The organism is Flindersiella endophytica (assembly GCF_054779015.1).
Genome location: NZ_BAAGYY010000013.1, coordinates 475,709 through 493,407, shown reverse-complemented (window position 1 = coordinate 493,407; position 17,699 = coordinate 475,709). Strand labels below are relative to the sequence as shown.

Annotated in this window: 18 protein-coding genes; 16 read left to right on the top strand and 2 right to left on the bottom strand. The window is 70.8% G+C overall.

Annotated elements, in window-relative coordinates:
- The 10 genes from ACYVF6_RS14605 to ACYVF6_RS14560 all read left to right on the top strand — a co-directional run bounded on the left by ACYVF6_RS14605 (position 1) and on the right by ACYVF6_RS14560 (position 10,814).
- On the top strand, positions 1-1,050 hold the full coding sequence (locus ACYVF6_RS14605; protein ID WP_460521291.1) for a cation:proton antiporter: 1,050 nt from the start codon (positions 1-3) through the stop codon (positions 1,048-1,050).
- Between the two features lie 34 nt (positions 1,051-1,084).
- A complete protein-coding gene (locus tag ACYVF6_RS14600; protein ID WP_460521289.1) occupies positions 1,085-2,461 on the top strand; it encodes a replication-associated recombination protein A in 1,377 nt (458 codons plus the stop codon).
- Positions 2,462-2,599: 138 nt separating this feature from the next.
- A complete protein-coding gene (locus ACYVF6_RS14595; RefSeq protein ID WP_460521286.1) occupies positions 2,600-3,016 on the top strand; it encodes a DUF948 domain-containing protein in 417 nt (138 codons plus the stop codon).
- Positions 3,013-3,321 (top strand): DUF6167 family protein, encoded by a 309-nt coding sequence (locus tag ACYVF6_RS14590; RefSeq protein WP_460521284.1) that lies wholly within the window; start codon positions 3,013-3,015, stop codon positions 3,319-3,321. Before ACYVF6_RS14595 ends, ACYVF6_RS14590 begins: the two co-directional genes overlap by 4 nt.
- Complete coding sequence (gene alaS, locus ACYVF6_RS14585) at positions 3,321-6,008, top strand: alanine--tRNA ligase (protein WP_460521636.1); 2,688 nt, start codon at positions 3,321-3,323, stop codon at positions 6,006-6,008. Before ACYVF6_RS14590 ends, alaS begins: the two co-directional genes overlap by 1 nt.
- 17 nt (positions 6,009-6,025) lie before the next feature.
- Positions 6,026-6,517, top strand: coding sequence for a RuvX/YqgF family protein (ruvX, locus tag ACYVF6_RS14580; protein ID WP_460521282.1), 492 nt, complete (start codon positions 6,026-6,028; stop codon positions 6,515-6,517).
- Positions 6,514-7,638 (top strand): endolytic transglycosylase MltG, encoded by a 1,125-nt coding sequence (mltG, locus tag ACYVF6_RS14575; protein WP_460521280.1) that lies wholly within the window; start codon positions 6,514-6,516, stop codon positions 7,636-7,638. Before ruvX ends, mltG begins: the two co-directional genes overlap by 4 nt.
- A gap of 16 nt (positions 7,639-7,654) precedes the next feature.
- Positions 7,655-8,509, top strand: a complete 855-nt coding sequence (locus tag ACYVF6_RS14570) for a shikimate dehydrogenase (protein ID WP_460521278.1) — start codon at positions 7,655-7,657, stop codon at positions 8,507-8,509.
- Positions 8,510-8,699: 190 nt separating this feature from the next.
- Positions 8,700-10,001, top strand: coding sequence for an FAD-dependent oxidoreductase (locus ACYVF6_RS14565; RefSeq protein WP_460521276.1), 1,302 nt, complete (start codon positions 8,700-8,702; stop codon positions 9,999-10,001).
- Between the two features lie 30 nt (positions 10,002-10,031).
- Positions 10,032-10,814 carry a prepilin peptidase gene (locus tag ACYVF6_RS14560; RefSeq protein WP_460521274.1) on the top strand — a complete coding sequence of 261 codons (783 nt, stop codon included), beginning with the start codon at positions 10,032-10,034 and terminating at the stop codon, positions 10,812-10,814.
- A 33-nt stretch (positions 10,815-10,847) separates the two neighbouring features.
- Here ACYVF6_RS14560 and ACYVF6_RS14555 read toward each other — a convergent pair whose 3' ends face one another.
- Entirely contained in the window at positions 10,848-11,975 is a 1,128-nt protein-coding gene (locus ACYVF6_RS14555) for a glycoside hydrolase family 53 protein (RefSeq protein ID WP_460521272.1), read from the bottom strand.
- Positions 11,976-12,036: 61 nt separating this feature from the next.
- Between ACYVF6_RS14555 and ACYVF6_RS14550 the strand changes: the two genes are divergently transcribed.
- From ACYVF6_RS14550 to ACYVF6_RS14530, 5 genes are read left to right on the top strand one after another with little or no spacing between them, the layout of a single operon-like run.
- Positions 12,037-12,669 (top strand): DedA family protein, encoded by a 633-nt coding sequence (locus ACYVF6_RS14550; protein ID WP_460521269.1) that lies wholly within the window; start codon positions 12,037-12,039, stop codon positions 12,667-12,669.
- Between the two features lie 12 nt (positions 12,670-12,681).
- The gene (aroC, locus tag ACYVF6_RS14545; RefSeq protein ID WP_460521267.1) at positions 12,682-13,878 is read left to right on the top strand and encodes a chorismate synthase; all 1,197 of its coding nucleotides are present in this window, start codon (positions 12,682-12,684) and stop codon (positions 13,876-13,878) included.
- Positions 13,878-14,381 (top strand): shikimate kinase, encoded by a 504-nt coding sequence (locus ACYVF6_RS14540; protein WP_460521265.1) that lies wholly within the window; start codon positions 13,878-13,880, stop codon positions 14,379-14,381. The genes aroC and ACYVF6_RS14540 overlap by 1 nt, the downstream gene beginning before the upstream one ends.
- On the top strand, positions 14,378-15,496 hold the full coding sequence (gene aroB, locus ACYVF6_RS14535; RefSeq protein WP_460521263.1) for a 3-dehydroquinate synthase family protein: 1,119 nt from the start codon (positions 14,378-14,380) through the stop codon (positions 15,494-15,496). The genes ACYVF6_RS14540 and aroB overlap by 4 nt, the downstream gene beginning before the upstream one ends.
- Positions 15,493-16,377, top strand: coding sequence for an aldo/keto reductase (locus tag ACYVF6_RS14530; protein ID WP_460521261.1), 885 nt, complete (start codon positions 15,493-15,495; stop codon positions 16,375-16,377). The genes aroB and ACYVF6_RS14530 overlap by 4 nt, the downstream gene beginning before the upstream one ends.
- Here ACYVF6_RS14530 and aroQ read toward each other — a convergent pair.
- Positions 16,374-16,814: a type II 3-dehydroquinate dehydratase gene (aroQ, locus tag ACYVF6_RS14525; RefSeq protein ID WP_460521259.1), complete on the bottom strand. Its 441-nt coding sequence runs from the start codon at positions 16,812-16,814 to the stop codon at positions 16,374-16,376. The two genes, ACYVF6_RS14530 and aroQ, sit on opposite strands and share 4 nt — an antisense overlap.
- Before the next feature lie 187 nt (positions 16,815-17,001).
- Here aroQ and ACYVF6_RS14520 point away from each other — a divergent pair, with 187 nt between their 5' ends.
- Positions 17,002-17,643: a ribosomal protein L7/L12 gene (locus tag ACYVF6_RS14520; protein WP_460521257.1), complete on the top strand. Its 642-nt coding sequence runs from the start codon at positions 17,002-17,004 to the stop codon at positions 17,641-17,643.
- Positions 17,644-17,699 lie beyond the last annotated feature (56 nt).

Genomic DNA, 17,699 nt, shown 5'->3' with positions numbered 1-17,699 from the left:
GTGGTCCAACTGCTGCTCTCTCTCGCCTTCGTCGGCGTGGGGCTGCTCATCGGGAAACTGCTCGGTCTTTCCGGCCTGGAGAGTTCGCAGCTCTACTTCTACGCGATCTCGGCGCTGCTCGCGGTCGGACTGTTCGCGAGCACGTACGCCATCGACCGGCGGGCCGCCAAACAGAACCTGCGGATCATCCTGCTGGCGATCACGGTCGGCGTGGTGTTGAAGGCCGTTCTGATCGGTGGCTCCCTGGCGCTTTTACTGGGGACACCGTTGTTCCTGGTGCTCGGAGTCGCGGTGGCCCAGATCGATCCGCTGTCGGTGGCCCAGGTGATGCGGCATCCGCGGCTGTCGGAGCGGGCCAAGGCGATTCTCGGCTCCTGGTCCTCGTTCGACGATCCGCTGACGGTCGTCCTCGCGCTGTACGCGTCGGTCCTGGCCGCGAGCATGATGCACCGGCCGGGCGGCCAGCCCATGCTGCACGGCACCGACCTGACCGGGTACCTCCTCGACCTCGGCCTGAACGCCGGACTCGTGCTGGCCGCGTATGCCGTCTGGAGGCTGGTCCGGCGGCACCAAGCCTGGGCGTGGGTGGTGCTCATCGTCCTGATCGCGGTGGCCGTCGGGTTCTTTCTGTTACCGGGACTGGCCGTGGCAGGGCTGTTCTTCCGGCCCGACCTGGATCGGATCGCCCAACTGGCAGTACCGGCGGCGTTCCTGATCTCGCTCGTGATGCTCGGGATCCTGCTGGTGCCGGGGGTCAACCTGGTCGACGGCCTGCTGCTCGGCGGCGCCGCGTTCCTCGCCCAGATCTGCGTAGGTCTGCTGTTGACGCTGGGGCTGGACGGCCGGGATCGTGTGCACCTTGCGTTCGCTCAGCAGAACGGCATCACGGCGATCATCCTGGCGTTGCTGCTGGAGGCGGAGTTCCCCGGCACGGTGGCGATCGTCGCGCCTGCGATCCTCACGATCAACCTGTTGCACTACCTGTTCAACCGTGTCGTCGACCGCTGGTTGGACGGATCGGCGCAGGTCATCCGTCAGAGTCCCGAGTAGGCCGGGTGTCCGTGCCGCCGTCTAGGGTGGCAGCGTGAGCGATGCGTTGTTCGACGTGCCCAGCACGCCTCCGGCTCGTGTGCCGGGCTCCGGTGCGGCCGGGCTGGGCAGTCTGGCAGATGCCGACCACGAGTCGGCGCCGCTGGCCGTACGCATGCGCCCGCGCACCCTCGACGAGCTGGTCGGACAGTCGCAGCTGCTCGCCCCGGGCTCGCCGTTGCGCCGGCTGGTGGAGGGCGACCAGCCGATGTCGCTGCTGCTGTGGGGCCCGCCGGGCTCCGGCAAGACCACCCTCGCCGCGATCGTGAGCCGCCAGACCAACCGCGAGTTCGTCGAGTTGTCGGCGGTGACGGCCGGTGTCAAGGACGTCCGCGCGGTCATCGACCGCGCGCGGCGGCAGCTCAACCAGCGCCGCGAGACGGTCCTCTTCGTCGACGAGGTGCACCGCTTCTCCAAGGCCCAGCAGGACGCCCTCCTTCCGGGCGTCGAGAACCGCTGGGTCACGCTGATCGCGGCGACGACCGAGAACCCCTTCTTCTCGGTGATCTCGCCGCTGCTGTCGCGTTCGCTCCTGCTGCGCCTCGAGATCCTCGACGAGGACGCGATCAAGTCCGTCGTCGACCGCGCTCTGACCGACGAGCGAGGCCTCGCGGGCGCGGTGACGTTGGAACCCGCGGCCGAAGAACACCTGATCCGCCTGTCCGGCGGCGACGCCCGCCGCGCCCTGACCTACCTCGAGGCAGGCGCGGGCGCCGCCCTGTCCAAGGGCGTCACGGTCGTCGACGTCGAAACCCTCGCAACAGCCGTCGACAAGGCCGCCGTCCGCTACGACCGCGACGGCGACCAGCACTACGACGTGGCCTCGGCGCTGATCAAGTCGTTACGAGGAAGCGACGTCGACGCTTCGCTCCACTACCTCGCCCGCATGGTCGAGGCGGGGGAGGACCCGCGCTTCATCGCCCGCCGGCTGGTGATCCTCGCGAGCGAGGACATCGGCATGGCCGACCCGACGGCCCTCCAGGTGGCGGTCGCCGCCCACCAGGCAGCCTCCTTCGTGGGCCTGCCAGAGGCCGCGATCAACCTGGCGCAGGCGGTGATCCACCTCGCCCTGGCCCCGAAGTCCAACGCAGTCGTGAAGGCGATCGGATCGGCCCTGGAAGACGTCCGGGCCGGCCGCATCGGCGCCGTCCCCGCCCACCTGCGCGACGCCCACTACAAGGGCGCGAAGAAGCTGGGCCACGGCGAAACCTACAAATACGCCCACGACGACCCCCGCGGCGTGACCGCCCAGCAATACGCCCCCGACGCGGTCGCCGGCCGCACCTACTACGAACCAACGCGCCACGGAGCAGAACGCGGCTACGCCGAACGAGTCGAGAAGATCCGCAAGATCCTCGCCGGCGAGGAGTGAGTAGCGGAGCCGCCACCCATAGGAGGGCCCCACCACTGACAGGCACGACCCACCACACCCCGCTTACACCCACCCCCTGTGGACAAACACCCGGGGCAGCCCACCCCGCGACCACCATGAGCGATAGGTTTGGGCGCCATGACTGCCGGTGGGATAGCGGGCCTGATCGCGGCCGCGGCGTTGCTTCTTCTCGTTGGGTTGCTCGCCTACCCGATCCTGAAGTTAGGCAAGGTGCTCGACGAGACACGTCAGCTCGTTCGCGGTGTCGCAGACGAGGCCGTTCCGCTGCTGACCGAGGCCACCACGACGATGACCTCGACCAACACGCAGCTCGAACGCGTCGATGCGATCACGACGAACGTCCAAGAGGTCTCCGGCAACGTGGCCGGCTTGTCGTCGCTGTTCGCGGCGACGCTGGGCGGCCCGCTGGTGAAGATCGCCGCGTTCTCCTATGGCGTACGCAAGGCGGTTCGCCACAGCCAGCACAAGGACGTCGAACGCCTGGTGAAGGCAGAGCTCAAGAACCGGCGCAGCAAGGGCGGTAGCAGAGCATGAAGCGAATCTTCTGGCTGATCCTCGGGGCAGCCGCTGGCATCCTCGTCGTACGTAAGCTGTCCTCCAAGGCGGCCGCGTTTACGCCCCAGGGCGTGGTCAAGCAGTTGACCAGCGCGGCCAACAACGTCGCGGACTCGGTCCGTGGCTTCACCGACGAGGTCCGCGCCGGCATGGCAGAACGCGAGAACGAGCTCCGTGACGCTGTGATGGGCGAGCACCAACCCAATGGACACTCCGGCCTGGACTCCGCGGCAGCTGCCCGGCTGGCCAGGGATCCGGACGCGATGTGGAGGACGGAAGACTGATGGAGACGGCGGAGATTCGCCGGCGATTTCTGAGGTTCTTCGGGGAGCGCGGCCACACGGTCGTGCCCTCGGCCTCGCTCCTGCTCGACGACCCCAATCTGCTGTTCGTCAACGCCGGAATGGTGCAGTTCAAGCCGTACCTGCTCGGTCAGCAGGCCCCTCCGTTCCCCCGAGCTACCAGCGTCCAGAAGTGTGTCCGCACCCTCGACATCGAGGAGGTCGGCAAGACCACGCGGCACGGCACGTTCTTCCAGATGAACGGCAACTTCAGCTTCGGCGACTACTTCAAGCAGCGCGCCATCGAGCTGGCCTGGGAGCTGACCGTACGCAGCGAGTCCGACGGTGGCTTCGGCCTCGATCCCAACCGGATCTGGGTGACGGTCTACCACGAGGACGACGAGGCGTTCGACATCTGGACGCGCCGGATCGGCCTGCCCGCGCAGCGCGTGCAGCGCATGGGCATGGCCGACAACTTCTGGTCGATGGGCGTGCCCGGCCCCTGCGGCCCCTGCTCCGAGCTCCACCTCGACCGCGGACCGGAGTACGGCCCTGACGGCGGCCCGATCGCCGACACCGGCGGTGACCGGTTCCTGGAGTTCTGGAACCTCGTCTTCATGCAGTACGAGCGCGGCGAGGGCACCGGCAAGGAGAACTTCCCGATCCTCGGTGAGCTCCCGGCCAAGAACATCGACACCGGCATGGGCCTGGAGCGCATGGCGTTCCTCATGCAGGGTGTCGACAACCTCTACGAGATCGACGAGGTCTACCCCGTCCTCGACCGCGCGGCCGAGATGTCGGGTCGCAAGTACGGCAGCAACCACGACGACGACGTGCGCCTGCGCGTGGTCGCCGACCACGTCCGCTCCGCCCTGATGATCGTCGGCGACGGTGTGACGCCGGGCAACGAAGGCCGTGGCTACGTTCTCCGCCGCGTCATCCGGCGAGCCGTGCGGGCGATGCGCCTGCTCGGCGTCGACGAGCCGACGATGACGGAGCTGCTGCCGGTCAGCGTGTCCCGGATGAAGGAGTCCTACCCCGAGCTGGAGCAGGACTGGGCTCGGATCAGCGCGACGGTCTACGCCGAGGAGGAGGCGTTCCGGCAGACGCTGAAGTCTGGCACTCAGATCTTCGACCTGGCTGTCCAGGAGACCAAGTCGAGCGGCGGCAGCACGCTCGCGGGCGCCAAGGCGTTCGAGCTGCACGACACGTTCGGCTTCCCCATCGACCTGACCCTCGAGATGGCGGCCGAGCGCGGCCTGGCTGTCGACGAGGAGGGCTTCCGCCGCCTGATGACCGAGCAGCGGCAGCGGGCGAAGGCCGATGCGCAGTCCAAGAAGGCACTGCACGCCGACACCACCGCCTACCGCACGGTCGCCGACGCACTCGGCCGTCCGGTGGAGTTCACCGGTTACGACGAGGCGCGGTCGGAGGCGATGGTCGCCGGCCTGCTGCTCGACGGCTCGCCGGTCGCCGCGGCGCGTGAGGGCGACACGGTGGAGCTGGTCCTCGACCGCACGCCGTTCTACGCCGAGAGCGGCGGCCAGCTCGCCGACGAGGGCGTGATCGAGTTCGCCAACGGCGCGCGCGTACAGGTCCACGACGTCCAGTCGCCGCTCACCGGCCTGATCGTCCACCAGGCCAAGGTGCTGTCCGGTGAGGTGCATCCGCGCCTGGCCGGTCACGCCGCCGTCGACATCGAACGCCGGCGGGCGATCTCTCGGGCGCACACCGCCACGCACATGGTCCACAAGGCGTTCCGCGAGGCGCTCGGCGAGACTGCCGCCCAGGCGGGCTCTGAGAACGCTCCAGGCCGCTTCCGGTTCGACTTCACGGCCACCGGCCCGGTGCCGCCCAGCGTGCTGGCAGAGGCCGAGGAGCGGGTCAACGAGCTGCTGCTGGCCGACCTGCCCGTCCACGCCGAGGTGATGCCGATCGCCGAGGCTCGCTCGGCTGGTGCGATGGCGCTGTTCGGCGAGAAGTACGGCAACGAGGTCCGCGTGGTCTCGGTCGGTGAATGGGCTCGCGAGCTGTGCGGTGGCACCCACGCCGGCCGGTCCGGGCAGCTCGGCATCGTCAAGCTGCTCTCCGAGTCGTCGATCGGCACCGGTGTACGCCGGGTCGAGGCGCTGGTCGGCGCCGACGCCTACCGCTTCCTGGCCCGCGAGCACGTCCTGGTCAACCAGCTGTCGGAGTCGCTGAAGGCCCGGCCGGAGGAACTGCCGGACCGGATCGAGACGCTGGTGGATCGGCTGCGGGCGGCCGAGAAGGAGCTGGAGCGCATTCGCGTCCAGCAGGTGCTGGCCGCGGCCGGCGAGCTCGCCGCCAACCCGAAGGACGTCTACGGCGTTTCCTACGTCGGCCACGTCGTGCCCGAGGGTGCCACCGCCAACGACCTGCGCAAGCTCGCGCTCGATGTTCGCGGCCGGCTGCCCGGCGACCGGCCCTCCGTCGTGGCCATCATCGGCGCGGCTGGCGGCCGTCCGTCGGTCGTGATCGCGGTCAACGAGGCCGGCCAGCGCTGGCGGCTCGCGGCCGGTGCGCTGGTCAAGATCGCAGCGGGCGTGCTGGGCGGCGGTGGCGGTGGCAAGGCCGACGTCGCGCAGGGCGGTGGCACCGACCCGGCGCAGTCCGAGGCCGCGCTGCTGCACGTCGAGCGCGCGATCGCCACGCAGGTCGCGGGCGGCTGACGCTGGCGACCACCACGATGCGCCTGGGGATCCGGCTGGGAGTCGACGTCGGTGACGTACGCGTCGGCGTAGCCCGTTGCGACCCCCAGGGCACGCTGGCCGTGCCTGTCGAAACCGTACGCCGTGACCAGTCCCGCCAGACCGATCTGAAGCAGCTCGCGTCGCTCTGCGAGGAGTACGAAGCAGTCGAGGTCGTGGTCGGCCTCCCGCTCGGCCTGTCCGGGCGGGAAGGGCCGGCCGCGGCCAAGGCACGCGCGTACGCCACGGCGCTCGCCAGGGCCGTCGCTCCTGTCCCGGTGCGCATGGTGGACGAGCGTCTGTCCACCGTCAGTGCCCAGCAGGCATACCGTTTGCGTGGAGTGTCCGAAAAAAAATCTCGATCCCGTATCGACGCCGCAGCGGCTGCCGTTATCCTCCAAAGCGCACTCGACTCTGAGCGCGCCACGGGGAAGCCACCAGGGGAGTTGGTCCGTCCAACCGACGGAGAAGAGACGAAGGAACACCGGTGAGCCAACTTGGGTTCCAAACTTCCGGCGTGCGGGTCAAGCACCGCAACCGCACACGGAGCTGCCTGGCCGTCCTGATCGCCGCTGTCGTGCTGCTGGGCGGCGCGGGCCTCGTGGCCATCAAGGGCCGCGAATGGCTCGAGTCCGCGTTCGCGACACCCGACTACACCGGGCAGGGATCCGGCAGCGTGACGATCCAGGTCACCAACAGCCAGACCGCGACCGACATCGGCTACACGCTGGAAGAGAAGGACGTCGTGAAGAGCGCCGAGGCGTTCATCAAGGCGGCCAAGCGCGAGCCGAGGTCGCGCTCCATCCAGCCGGGCTACTACCAGCTGCGTGTGCAGATGTCCGGCGAGGCCGCGCTGGCGTTGCTGCTCGATCCGAACGCCCGCGAGCGTTCCGAGGTCACGGTTCCGGAAGGCCGGCGGCTGACGTCCGCGATCCAGGAACTGGCCACGGGCACAGGCTTGCCGAAGGCCGACTTCGACGCCGTGCTCAAGCAGCCGGACAGCCTCGAGCTGCCCTCGTACGCCAAGGGACGGCCGGAGGGCTTCCTGTTCCCCGCGAGGTACCCGACCGACCCGGGCACCACCGCCGAGGCCGTCCTGTTCGACATGGTCAAGCGCTACAAGGAAGAGGCCGTCCGGCTCGACCTGGAGGCGCGTGCCAAGGAGCTGGGCTACTCGCCGTTGCAGGTGGTGACGATCGCGAGCCTGATCGAGGCCGAGGTCCGGCAACCTGACGACTTCCCGAAGGTCGCCCGCGTCATCTACAACCGGCTGAGCGACAAGCAGCACCCCTGGCTGCGGAAGCTGCAGTTCGACTCCACCGTCCACTACGCCGTCGGCAAGGCCGGCAACGTCGCGACGACCCGTGCCGACCGCGCGAACAAGTCGCCGTACAACACCTACGTTCACGCGGGTCTGCCACCGGGACCGATCAACAGCCCCGGCGCGAAGGCGCTGGAGGCCGCGTTGAACCCGGCCGACGGCGGCTGGCTCTACTTCGTCGCGGTCAACCCCGACACCGGGGAGACGAAGTTCGCGTCGTCGAGCGCGGAGCACGAAAAGAACGTGAAGGAGTTCCAGGCGTGGTGCCGCAAGCACAAGGACCGCTGCTGAACGCCATGCTTGAGCCATGTTGAATCCGCAGTCCCGGCGCTGTGCGGTGCTCGGCTCGCCGATCGCGCACTCGCTGTCGCCCGTCCTGCACCGCAGCGCGTACGCCGCGCTTGGGCTGCCGGAGTGGCGTTACGACGCGTTCGAGGTGGCCGAGGACGGTTTGGCGGGGTTCCTCGCCGGGCTCGGCGAGGAGTGGCGTGGCCTGTCGTTGACGATGCCGCTGAAGCGGGTCGCGATCGGGCTCTGCGACACCGTGAGCGAGCTGGCGACGCTGGTCGGCGCGGTCAACACCGTGGTGATCGACGACGAGCGCCGGGTCCACGGCACCAACACCGACGTGCCCGGCGTGGTCGCCGCGCTGCGCGAGCGGGGCGTCGAGGAGATCGAGGCCGCGCTCCTGCTCGGCGTCGGTGCGACCGCGTGCTCCGCCCTGGCCGGCCTGGCCGAGCTCGGGCTGCGTACGGCGACGGCGATCGCCCGCGATCCCTCGCGGGCGGGTGAGCTGGAACGGCTCGCGGCCGAGCTGGACGTCAAGCTCACCGTCGTTCACCTGGACAGTGAATGGAAGCGCGGGTGCACCGCCGACGTCGCGGTCTCGACCGTGCCCGATGCCGCCGCGGCGCCGGTCGCCCGCGATCTGGCCGGGATGGTCGACGTGGTGTTCGACGCGCTGTACGAGCCGTGGCCGACGCGGCTCGGGGCAACCGCGGAGGGGGCCGGGCGCGTCGTAGTCGGTGGACTCGACCTGCTGGTCCACCAGGCCGCGCTGCAGGTCGAGCTGATGACCGAGCACGTGCCCGCGCCGCTGGCGGTGATGCGAGCGGCCGGCGAAACCGCCCTGTCGGAAAGGAAGTCGGCTGCTGAAGCGTAGAGCTCTGCTCCGTGCGGGCGCGCTCACGGGGATCAGCGTCGTCACCGGATGTTCTGGTGACCGCGGGCAACCGTCGGCGTCGCCGACCCCTACCCGGAGCGCGACGGCTACGTCGACTCCTACTCCCAGCGCCACGCCGACCCCGACACCGACTCCCGCACGCCCGCCGCGTGCGTCGGACTGGAACGCCTTGTCACGAGGGCTTTCCGGCCGGCTCGTCCGTCCGGGCGACTCCGGATATGCCGACGCGCACGAGCTGTACAGCCCGCGCTTCGATGACGTCCGGCCGGCCGTGGTCGTGCAGTGTGGAAACGCCGGCGACGTTGCCGAGGCGTTGCGTTTCGTCAGCCGGTTCGGGCTGCGGGCGACCGCACGTTCGGGCGGCCACTCCTACGTCGGCGCGTCCGTCCTGCGCCACGGCGTCGTGCTCGACCTGCGCGACCTGGACGGCGTGGAGCTCGACGGGGACAGCGCGTGGATCGGCGCCGGCGCGCGGCTGTCGGACGTGTACGACCAGCTGGGCACGAGCGGACGGGCCGTTCCCGCCGGGACCTGCCCGACGGTGGGGCTGGCCGGGCTGGCGCTGGGCGGGGGCATCGGGCTGGCGTCCCGCGCGCACGGCCTGACCTGCGACACGATCGCCGAGCTCGAGGTGGTCACGCTCGACGGGCGACGGCGGACGATCGACGAAGGCCGGGAGCCGGACCTGTTCTGGGCGTGCAGGGGCGGCGGTGGCGGCACCGCCGCCGTGGTCACGCGGTTCCGGCTCGACACGTACAAGCAGAGTTCGGTCGGCATCTTCCGTGCCGAATGGTCGTGGTCGCGGGCGGCCAAGGTCGCTGCCGCATGGCAGCGCTGGCTCACCTCGCACGGCGACCGCGTGTGGGCGAACCTCCACCTCAACAGCGATCCCGACAGTGGGCGCACGGCCGTGGTCTACGGCGCGGACTTCGACAACGACCCGGACACCGTGCTGCGGCGGCTGGTCAACGCGGTCGGCACGCCGCCGTCCGGTGGCAGCTTCAGCCACGCCGGCAGGGTGCTCGGGCCGGACGGCGGGACGCAGCGGGTGACGTTCTGGGCGGGCAGCGACATCCTCGGGAGAGCCCTTCCGGCGGAGGGGATCGACGCGCTGGTGTCCTCGATCGACGCGGCCCGGTCCGCCGGCCTCGACGTCGCCGCGATCGTCGACCCGTACGGCGGCGCCGTCGGACGCGTGCCGCTGCGGAAGTCGGCGTTCCCGTGGCGGCGGGCGTTCGGCTCGATCCAGTGGTATGCCGAGCGCGGCCGAGCCGGGGGCGACGCGGCGCAGTCGTGGATCGCCGGCGCGCACCGGCGGATGTCCCGGTGGTCGACGGGCGCGTACGTCAACTACCTCGAGGCGTCGCGCCCGGACGGGTCGACGTACTTCGGTTCGAGCACGCAGCGGCTGCGCGAGGTCAGGTCGCGTTACGACCCGGACAAGCGGCTCGTCCTGCCGTACACGCTGTAACGACGGTGGCTCTGGGTAGGCTCTCGGCCTGTGGAAGCCACCCAGGTCGCGCTGATCGGCGGATGCGTCGTGCTGGGTGCGCTCGCGGGCGGGCTCGCACCGGCGTGGGTGCGCCGGCTGCCGGAGCCGGTGCCGGAGATCCAGGCGGACGACGGGGCGGCTGCGGCCGCCCTCACTCCGGCGGGCGAGGCCGACGTGGACCCGACGCCGATCGAGGACAAGCCGCCGTACACCGAGCTGGCGCAGTGGCCGAGGCTGCGCTACGCCGCCGGCTTCGCGGCGGCGGTGTGCGCGGGCTTGGTGGCCTGGCGGATCGGCTGGCATCCGGCGCTGCCGGCCTGGCTGTTCCTGATCGCGGCAGGTGTCGTGCTGGCCTACGTCGACATCCGCGTCCACCTCCTCCCGAACGCGATCGTCCTCCCGGCGTACCCCATCGTCCTGGTCCTGTTGACGATCGGCGCGCTGGCGAGCGGCGAGTGGGGCGCGCTGCTGCGCGCCATGATCTGCGGCGCCGCGCTGTGGGCCCTCTTCGCCGTCGCCGTGCTGATCTACCCCGCCGGCATGGGCTTCGGTGACGTCAAGCTGGCCGGCCTGCTCGGCCTGGCCACCGGCTGGTTCGGCGCGGCGAACGTCCTGCTGGGCCTGGTGCTGGCGTTCTGCCTCGGCGGGCTGGTGAGCCTCGGCCTGGTGCTCGCCCGCCGCGCGGGCCGCAAGTCGGCCGTACCGTTCGGCCCGTTCCTGCTGGTGGGCTTCCTCCTGGCCGCCCTCTCCGGCCCCGACCTGATCGCGTGGTACGTCGGCCATCTGCCCTAGCCGGTTACCACGCAGGGCGGATCCCTCGGAAGCTCAGACGCCTGCGTACGTGTCGATTCCCGGCAGGGCGGCGCCGTTGCGGTCGAACAGGGTGAGGTTGTCGTTCGGGTTGCCGGCGCCCGGTTGCCAGCCCACGCCCGGCAGCCACTCCGGCTCCCAGTAGAACCAGCCCAGACCGCGGCCGCCCGGCACGCCGAGGAGGATCTGCTGCACCGCCCGCAGGTACCCCGCCTGCCCGGCCGGCGTCGGCGGGTAGGTACCGGCGTCCGGCAGTTGGCTTGCGCTGCTGACCAGGTTGCCCTCGCCGTCGCCGTTCGAGAGCGTCCACGGGTAGGCCGTCTCGACCACCACGATGTCCTTGCCGTAGCGCGGCCCGAGGTCGTTGAGGTTCGCGCGCAAGGACGCCAGCGACCCGTGCCACATCGGGTAGTACGACAGGCCGATCACGTCGTACGGCACGCTCCAGGTACGCAGGTGGTCGTAGAAGTAGCGGCAGTCGCCGTTGGAGCCGCCGCGGTCGATGTGCATCATGATCCGCACCGTCGAGCTGGCCGCCTTCGCGCCGGCGATGCAGGCCTTCACGAGCGTGGTGTACTCACTCCAGTGCTCGCCGTCGCTCCGGTAGATCTCGCCGAGCGGCCACAGGAACCCGTCCACCGTCTCGTTGCCGATCTGGATCATGTCGACCGGCGTGCCCTGCGCGGCGAAGCTCGCCACCAGGTTCTGCGTGTACGTACGCACGGTCGCGGTGAGCGTCGAGAAGTTCTGGTTGCGCCACGCGCCAGGCGTGGCCTGGTGGGCCGGATCGGCCCAGAAGTCGGAGTAGTGCGGGTCGAGCAGCAGCCGCAGGCCGGCGGCCTTCGTCCGGCGCGCGGTGGCCAGCGCGCTGGAGGCGTTGCTGTAGCCCGAAGGCGGGTCGACCCAGACCCGCTGCCGCGACCAGTTCGCGCCGTTGGCGACCAGGATCCGCTCGGCGGGCGTGACGGCACCACCGTCGGTGTATCGGACTCCGGCGGCCTCCATCTGCAGCAGGAACGACAGATCCGCGCCGCGGACGGACGGACCGGTGGCGAGGGCGGGCGTGGCTGGGCCGGCGCTGAACACAGTGGCCGCGGCGGCGACTCCGGAGGCTGTGAGGAACTGGCGTCGGGACGTGCTCATGAAAGGCGTCCTTCCAGGCGGGCCCGGCCGGCGCTGACCTTGCCAGGGTAGCGTTCCAGGCGTGTCGGATGCCGTGCTCGAGGTGGCGACGAGCGTGCTGCGCTCGCCGTGGTTCTACCTCGTGCTGTTCACGCTGGTCTACGTCGACGCGTTCCTGCCCGGCATCCCGAGCGAGGGCGTGGTGGTCGTCGCCGGTGTGTTCGCGGTGACCGGGACGCCGGAGCTGCCACTGGTGATGCTGGTCGCGATGGTCGCCGCGTTCGCCGGAGACCACACGTCGCTGCTGATCGGCCGCCTGGCCGGCACGCGCCTGATGCGGTGGATCCCGGAGGGCAGCCGCCGGAGGCGGACCCTGGACTGGTCCGCGCGCCAGCTCGAGCGCCGCGGGGCCCAGATCCTGATCATCGGCCGGTACGTCCCGGGCGGGCGTACGGGCGTGACGCTGATGGCGGGCTTCGTGGGCTACCCGCTCCGGTCGTTCGCCCCCTACGTCGCCGTCGCGGCGGTCACCTGGGGCATCTACTCGTCCCTGGTCGGCTACCTCGGCGGGCTCGTGTTCCGGGACCACCCGTGGCGCGGAGTCGCGGCCGGCATCGGCTTCGGCATCGCCGTGACGATGGTCGTCGAGCTCGTCCGGTTCATCCGTCGCCGCCGCTCCCGGGCGACTGCGGAACCCGCTGTCGAACCGGTCTGAAAGGATTGCGGCATGCTCCGTTGGTTGACCGCGGGGGAGTCGCATGGCCCCGCACTCGTCGCGATTCTTGAAGGGCTGCCCGCCGGCGTCCGGGTTACGGACGACGACGTGGCGGGCCAGCTCGCCCGGCGCCGCCTCGGCTACGGCCGCGGTGCCCGTATGTCGTTCGAACGCGACGAGCTGGAGTTCATCGGCGGCTTCCGCCATGGCCTCACGCTCGGCAGCCCGGTCGCGATTCGCGTGGGCAACACCGAGTGGCCCAAGTGGGAGAAGGTGATGGCTCCCGGTCCGGTCGATCCGGAGGAGCTGGCCAGCCTCGCCCGCAACGCCCCGTTGACCCGCCCGCGGCCCGGCCACGCCGACCTGGCGGGCATGCAGAAGTACGGCTTCGACGAGTCGCGGCCGATCCTGGAGCGCGCCAGCGCCCGCGAGACCGCGGCCCGGGTCGCGCTCGGCACGGTGGCCCGTCAGTTCCTCCAGCAGGCCTACGGCGTCACGCTGCTCAGCCACGTCGTCGAGCTCGGTACGGTACGGGCGCCGCACGGTCTCGTCCCCAAGCCCGACGACCTCGAACGCGTCGACGCCGACCCGCTGCGCACGCTCGACCCCGAGACCAGCCAGGCGATGGTCGCCGAGGTCGACGCCGCCCACAAGGAGGGCGACACGCTCGGAGGCGTCGTCGAGGTCGTCGTGTGGGGCCTGCCACCGGGACTCGGCAGCCACGTCCACTGGGACCGCAGGCTGGACGCCCGGCTGGCCGCCGCCCTGATGGGCATCCAGGCGATCAAGGGCGTCGAGGTCGGCGACGGATTCGAGCTGGCCCGCACCCGTGGCTCGGCCGCGCAGGACGAGATGGTGCCCGGAGACGACGGCATCCGGCGTACGTCCGGCAAGTCCGGCGGCACCGAGGGCGGCATGAGCACGGGCGAGACCCTGCGGGTCCGGGCCGCGATGAAGCCGATCTCGACCATTCCGCGCGCGCTGCGCACCGTCGACGTCGCCACCGGCGAGGAAGCGCGAGCGCACCATCAGCGGTCCGACGTCTGCGCGGTGCCGGCGGCCGGTGTGGTGGCCGAGGCGATGGTCGCGCTGGTGCTGGCCGACGCCTGCCTGGAGAAGTTCGGCGGCGACTCGCTGGCCGAGACCCGGCGCAACTGCGAGTCCTACTTCGCCGAGCTGAAGATCCTCACGGACAGGAGCGTGCGCTGATGGCGCCTCGCGTGGTCGTGGTCGGACCGCCCGGCTCGGGCAAGACCACCGTCGGCACGCTGGTCGCGGCCGAGCTGGGCGTGGCGTTCCGCGACACCGACTCCGACATCGAGGCCGAGGCCGGCCAGACGATCCCGGAGATCTTCGTCGAGCACGGCGAGCCGCACTTCCGCAAGCTGGAGCGCGCAGCCATCGTCGCGGCGCTGGAGTCGCACGACGGCGTGCTCGCGCTCGGCGGCGGCGCCGTACTCGACCCCGACACGCGCGCCGACCTCGCCGCGCACACCGTCGTCCTGCTCGAGGTGGGGCTGGCCGACGCGGTGAAGCGCGAAGGGCTGGGCGTGTCCCGTCCACTGCTGTTCGGCAACGTCCGCGGGCGGCTCAAGCAGCTGATGGACGAGCGGCGCCCGCTGTACGAAGCGGTCGCCACCGTCACGGTCGACACCGACGGCCGGACGCCTGAGGAAGTCGCGGCCGACGTACTGAAGGAGCTCGGACGGTGAGTGCCCCGACCCGGATCCACGTCGCGACCGCGAAGCCGTACGACGTCGTGGTCGGCCACGGCGTGCTCAGCGAGCTCTACGCCCTGCTCGGCAACGGAGTCCGGCGGATCGCCGTGATCTACGCCGGGGTGCTGGACGGGCTGGCGACGGCTCTCGCGCGAGACCTCGAGTCGTCCGGTCACGGATATGAGGTCGAGCTGATCGAGGTGCCCGACGCGGAAGCCGCCAAGACGGCTGTCGTCGCCGCGGAGTGCTGGGCCGCGCTCGGCCGGGCCGGCTTCACGCGTACGGACGTGGTGATCGGCGTCGGAGGTGGCGCGACCACCGACCTGGCCGGCTTCGTCGCCGCGACCTGGCTGCGCGGGGTGCGCGTGGTGCAGGTGCCGACGACCGTGCTCGGCATGGTCGACGCGGCGGTCGGCGGCAAGACCGGCATCAACACCGCCGAGGGCAAGAACCTCGTCGGCGCGTTCCACGAGCCGGCCGGCGTTCTCTGCGACCTCGACGTGCTGGCCGGGCTGCCCGCCGAGGAGTTCCTGCCCGGCCTGGCCGAGGTTGTGAAGTGCGGTTTCATCGCCGATCCGGTGATCCTCGACCTGATCGAGTCCGACGTGGCCGCGGCGAAGGATCCGGCCGGCCCGTTCGTACGCGAGCTGGTCGAGCGTTCGATCCAGGTCAAGGCCGACGTCGTGGCGGCCGACCTCACCGAGTCGGCGGCGCTCAGCGGCGGCGGACCGGGGCGCGAGGTGCTCAACTACGGCCACACGCTGGCGCACGCGATCGAGCGGCTGGAGGCATACCGCTGGCGGCACGGCGCGGCGGTCTCGGTGGGCATGGTGTTCGTCGCGGAGCTGGCCCGGCTGGCCGGGCGGCTCGACGAGGCGACGGCCGCCCGGCACCGCTCGGTGCTGGCGGCGCTCGGGCTGCCGGTGTCGTACCCCGCCGAGGCCTGGCCGGAGCTGCTGGCCGGCATGCGGCTCGACAAGAAGACCCGCGGTGACCTGCTGAGGTTCATCGTTCTCGACGGGCTGGCCAAGCCTGCGCTGTTCGAGGGACCCGCGCCGGAGATATTGGAGGGCGCGTACGCCGCCGTCTCCGGCACACTTGGCCGGTGACGACTACCGCTTCCGCTGCAGGCACCTGGAACCTCGGCGATCTCGAGGTCAACCGGCTCGGCTTCGGCGCGCTGCGCCTGACTGGCTGGGAGGGGTTCCACCGCGGCCCGCCGAGGGATCGGCAGCAGTCGATCGCCGTGCTGCGCCGTGCCGTCGAGCTCGGCGTCAACCACATCGACACCGCCGCGTTCTATTTCTCGCGGCTGCTCTCGGCCAACGAGCTGATCAACACCGCTCTCGGCCCGTACCCCGACGACCTGGTGATCGCCACGAAGGTCGGGCCGGGGCGGGACACGTCCGGCGAGTGGCTGACCTGGGCGACGCCCGATCGCTTGCGGGGCCAGGTGGAGGAGAACCTCCGGCAGCTCGGCCGCGGCCACCTCGACCTGGTGAACCTGCGGATGAACAGCCGGGAGCGTCCGGTGGCGGAGTTGTTCGGGGCGCTGGCCGAGCTGCGGAACGAAGGCCTGATCCGGCAGCTCGGACTGTCGAACGTGAGCGTGGAGCAACTGGCCGAGGCGCGGGCGATCGCGCCAGTGGTGTGCGTGCAGAACCGCTATGCGCTGGACTCTCGTGGTGCCGGCGACGACGAGGTGCTGCAGGTGTGCGGGGAGCAGGCCGTGGCGTTCGTTCCGTACTTCGCGATCGCCGGTGAGGGCCGGGAGTCGGGTGCGGCCGAGGCTGAGCGGGAGGCCAACGTGCTGGCCGTCGCCGAGGCACACGGTGTGTCGGCCGCCCAGGTGCGGCTGGCGTGGACGCTGGCGCAGGGACCGCACGTGCTCGCGATTCCCGGCACGGGCAACGTGGCGCACCTGGAGGAGAATGTCGCTGCGGGTGCGTTGCGGCTGAGCGAGGCGGAGCTGGCGCTGCTCGGCAGCTAGCTCTCGTTGCCGGTGAGGCTCGCGACGGCCCTCAGCGCGAGCCGGTAGGAGTCGAGTCCGAAGCCCGCGATCGTGCCCGTGGCGACGCTGGAGACCACGCTGGTCTGCCGGAACGCCTCACGGGCGTGCGGGTTGCTCAGGTGGACCTCGATCAAGGGCGCGACCAGCTGCTTGCAGGCGTCGTGGACGGCGTAGGAGTAGTGCGTGAACGCCGCGGGGTTGAGCACCACCGGCAGCCGCTCGTCGATCGCCTCGTGCAGCCAGCCGATCAGCTCGGCCTCGTCGTTGGTCTGCCTGACCTCGACGTCCAGGCCGAGCTCGGAGCCGGTCTTGGCGCAGTCGGCGGCCAGGTCGGCGTACGTCGTGGCGCCGTAGACATCGGGCTCGCGCGTGCCGAGCCGGTTGAGGTTGGGTCCGTTGAGCACCAGTACTCGCACACCGCGAGGCTACTAGACGATCTATTCCAAGGGGTCGCCTGACGCGCGACGCCTGGCATCCACGCTGGCTGCGTTGTCGTCGATCGCCGGAGGCCCCTCCTGGCTCCTCCTCCGCCTTGCCAGCGCGGCGCCATGCGCCGCGCGCTTGACCGGCGACCCCTTGGAACAGATCGTCTAGGCTGCCCGCATGCAACCGTCCGTGGTCCTTGTCATCGTGATCGTCGTCGTCTTCGTAGGCATCGGAGTCGCGGTGGCGCGCGCGTCGGGCAGGTCGAGCTCGCCGCCGCCAGCGGTGGGCGAGGTGCCGGAGGACACGATGTTCCAGATCCGGCAGCTGCTGGGCGAGGGCAAGAAGATCCAGGCGATCAAGGTGCTTCGCGACAGCCGGCCGGGGATGGGCCTGAAGGACGCCAAGGACTACGTGGAGGCGCTCCAGGCGGGTCACGAGCCCCCACCCACCGGCGGGCTGCGGACGGGTGGGTCCCACGACGTCGAGCTGACTCCTGACCTGCTGTTCCGCGTCCGGCAGCTGCTGGGGGAGAACAAGAAGATCCAGGCGATCAAGGAGCTGCGAGCCGGCCGGCCGGGGATGGGCCTGAAGGAGGCCAAGGACCTGGTCGAGGCGATCGAGGGTGGGTACGAGCCGCCGGTCACCGCCGCCGAGCCGCCGGCAGCCCAGCCTCAGGTGCCGGCTGGAAGCTCTGACCTGGCCGCGCGCGCCCGTGAGCTGCGCGACTCCGGGCAGGAGACGCTCGCGATCCGTCTGGTCTGCGACGAGACGGGGATGGGCATCCTGGACGCCCAGAAGTTCGTCAGGTCGCTGGGCTGAGCGTCCCGGCCGAAGAATCAGCCCGGCCAAATCGGGCACGGAACTACGCGTCGCGG

Excerpts from the sequence above, each read along its gene's own strand:
- aroC (WP_460521267.1), top strand. The coding sequence starts at position 12,682 with ATGCTCCGTTGGTTGACCGCGGGGGAGTCGCATGGCCCCGCACTCGTC.
- ACYVF6_RS14595 (WP_460521286.1), top strand. The coding sequence starts at position 2,600 with ATGACTGCCGGTGGGATAGCGGGCCTGATCGCGGCCGCGGCGTTGCTT.
- ACYVF6_RS14520 (WP_460521257.1), top strand. The coding sequence starts at position 17,002 with ATGCAACCGTCCGTGGTCCTTGTCATCGTGATCGTCGTCGTCTTCGTA.
- ruvX (WP_460521282.1), top strand. The coding sequence starts at position 6,026 with ATGCGCCTGGGGATCCGGCTGGGAGTCGACGTCGGTGACGTACGCGTC.
- alaS (WP_460521636.1), top strand. The coding sequence starts at position 3,321 with ATGGAGACGGCGGAGATTCGCCGGCGATTTCTGAGGTTCTTCGGGGAG.
- ACYVF6_RS14555 (WP_460521272.1), bottom strand. The coding sequence starts at position 11,975 with ATGAGCACGTCCCGACGCCAGTTCCTCACAGCCTCCGGAGTCGCCGCC.
- ACYVF6_RS14590 (WP_460521284.1), top strand. The coding sequence starts at position 3,013 with ATGAAGCGAATCTTCTGGCTGATCCTCGGGGCAGCCGCTGGCATCCTC.
- ACYVF6_RS14570 (WP_460521278.1), top strand. The coding sequence starts at position 7,655 with ATGTTGAATCCGCAGTCCCGGCGCTGTGCGGTGCTCGGCTCGCCGATC.
- ACYVF6_RS14540 (WP_460521265.1), top strand. The coding sequence starts at position 13,878 with ATGGCGCCTCGCGTGGTCGTGGTCGGACCGCCCGGCTCGGGCAAGACC.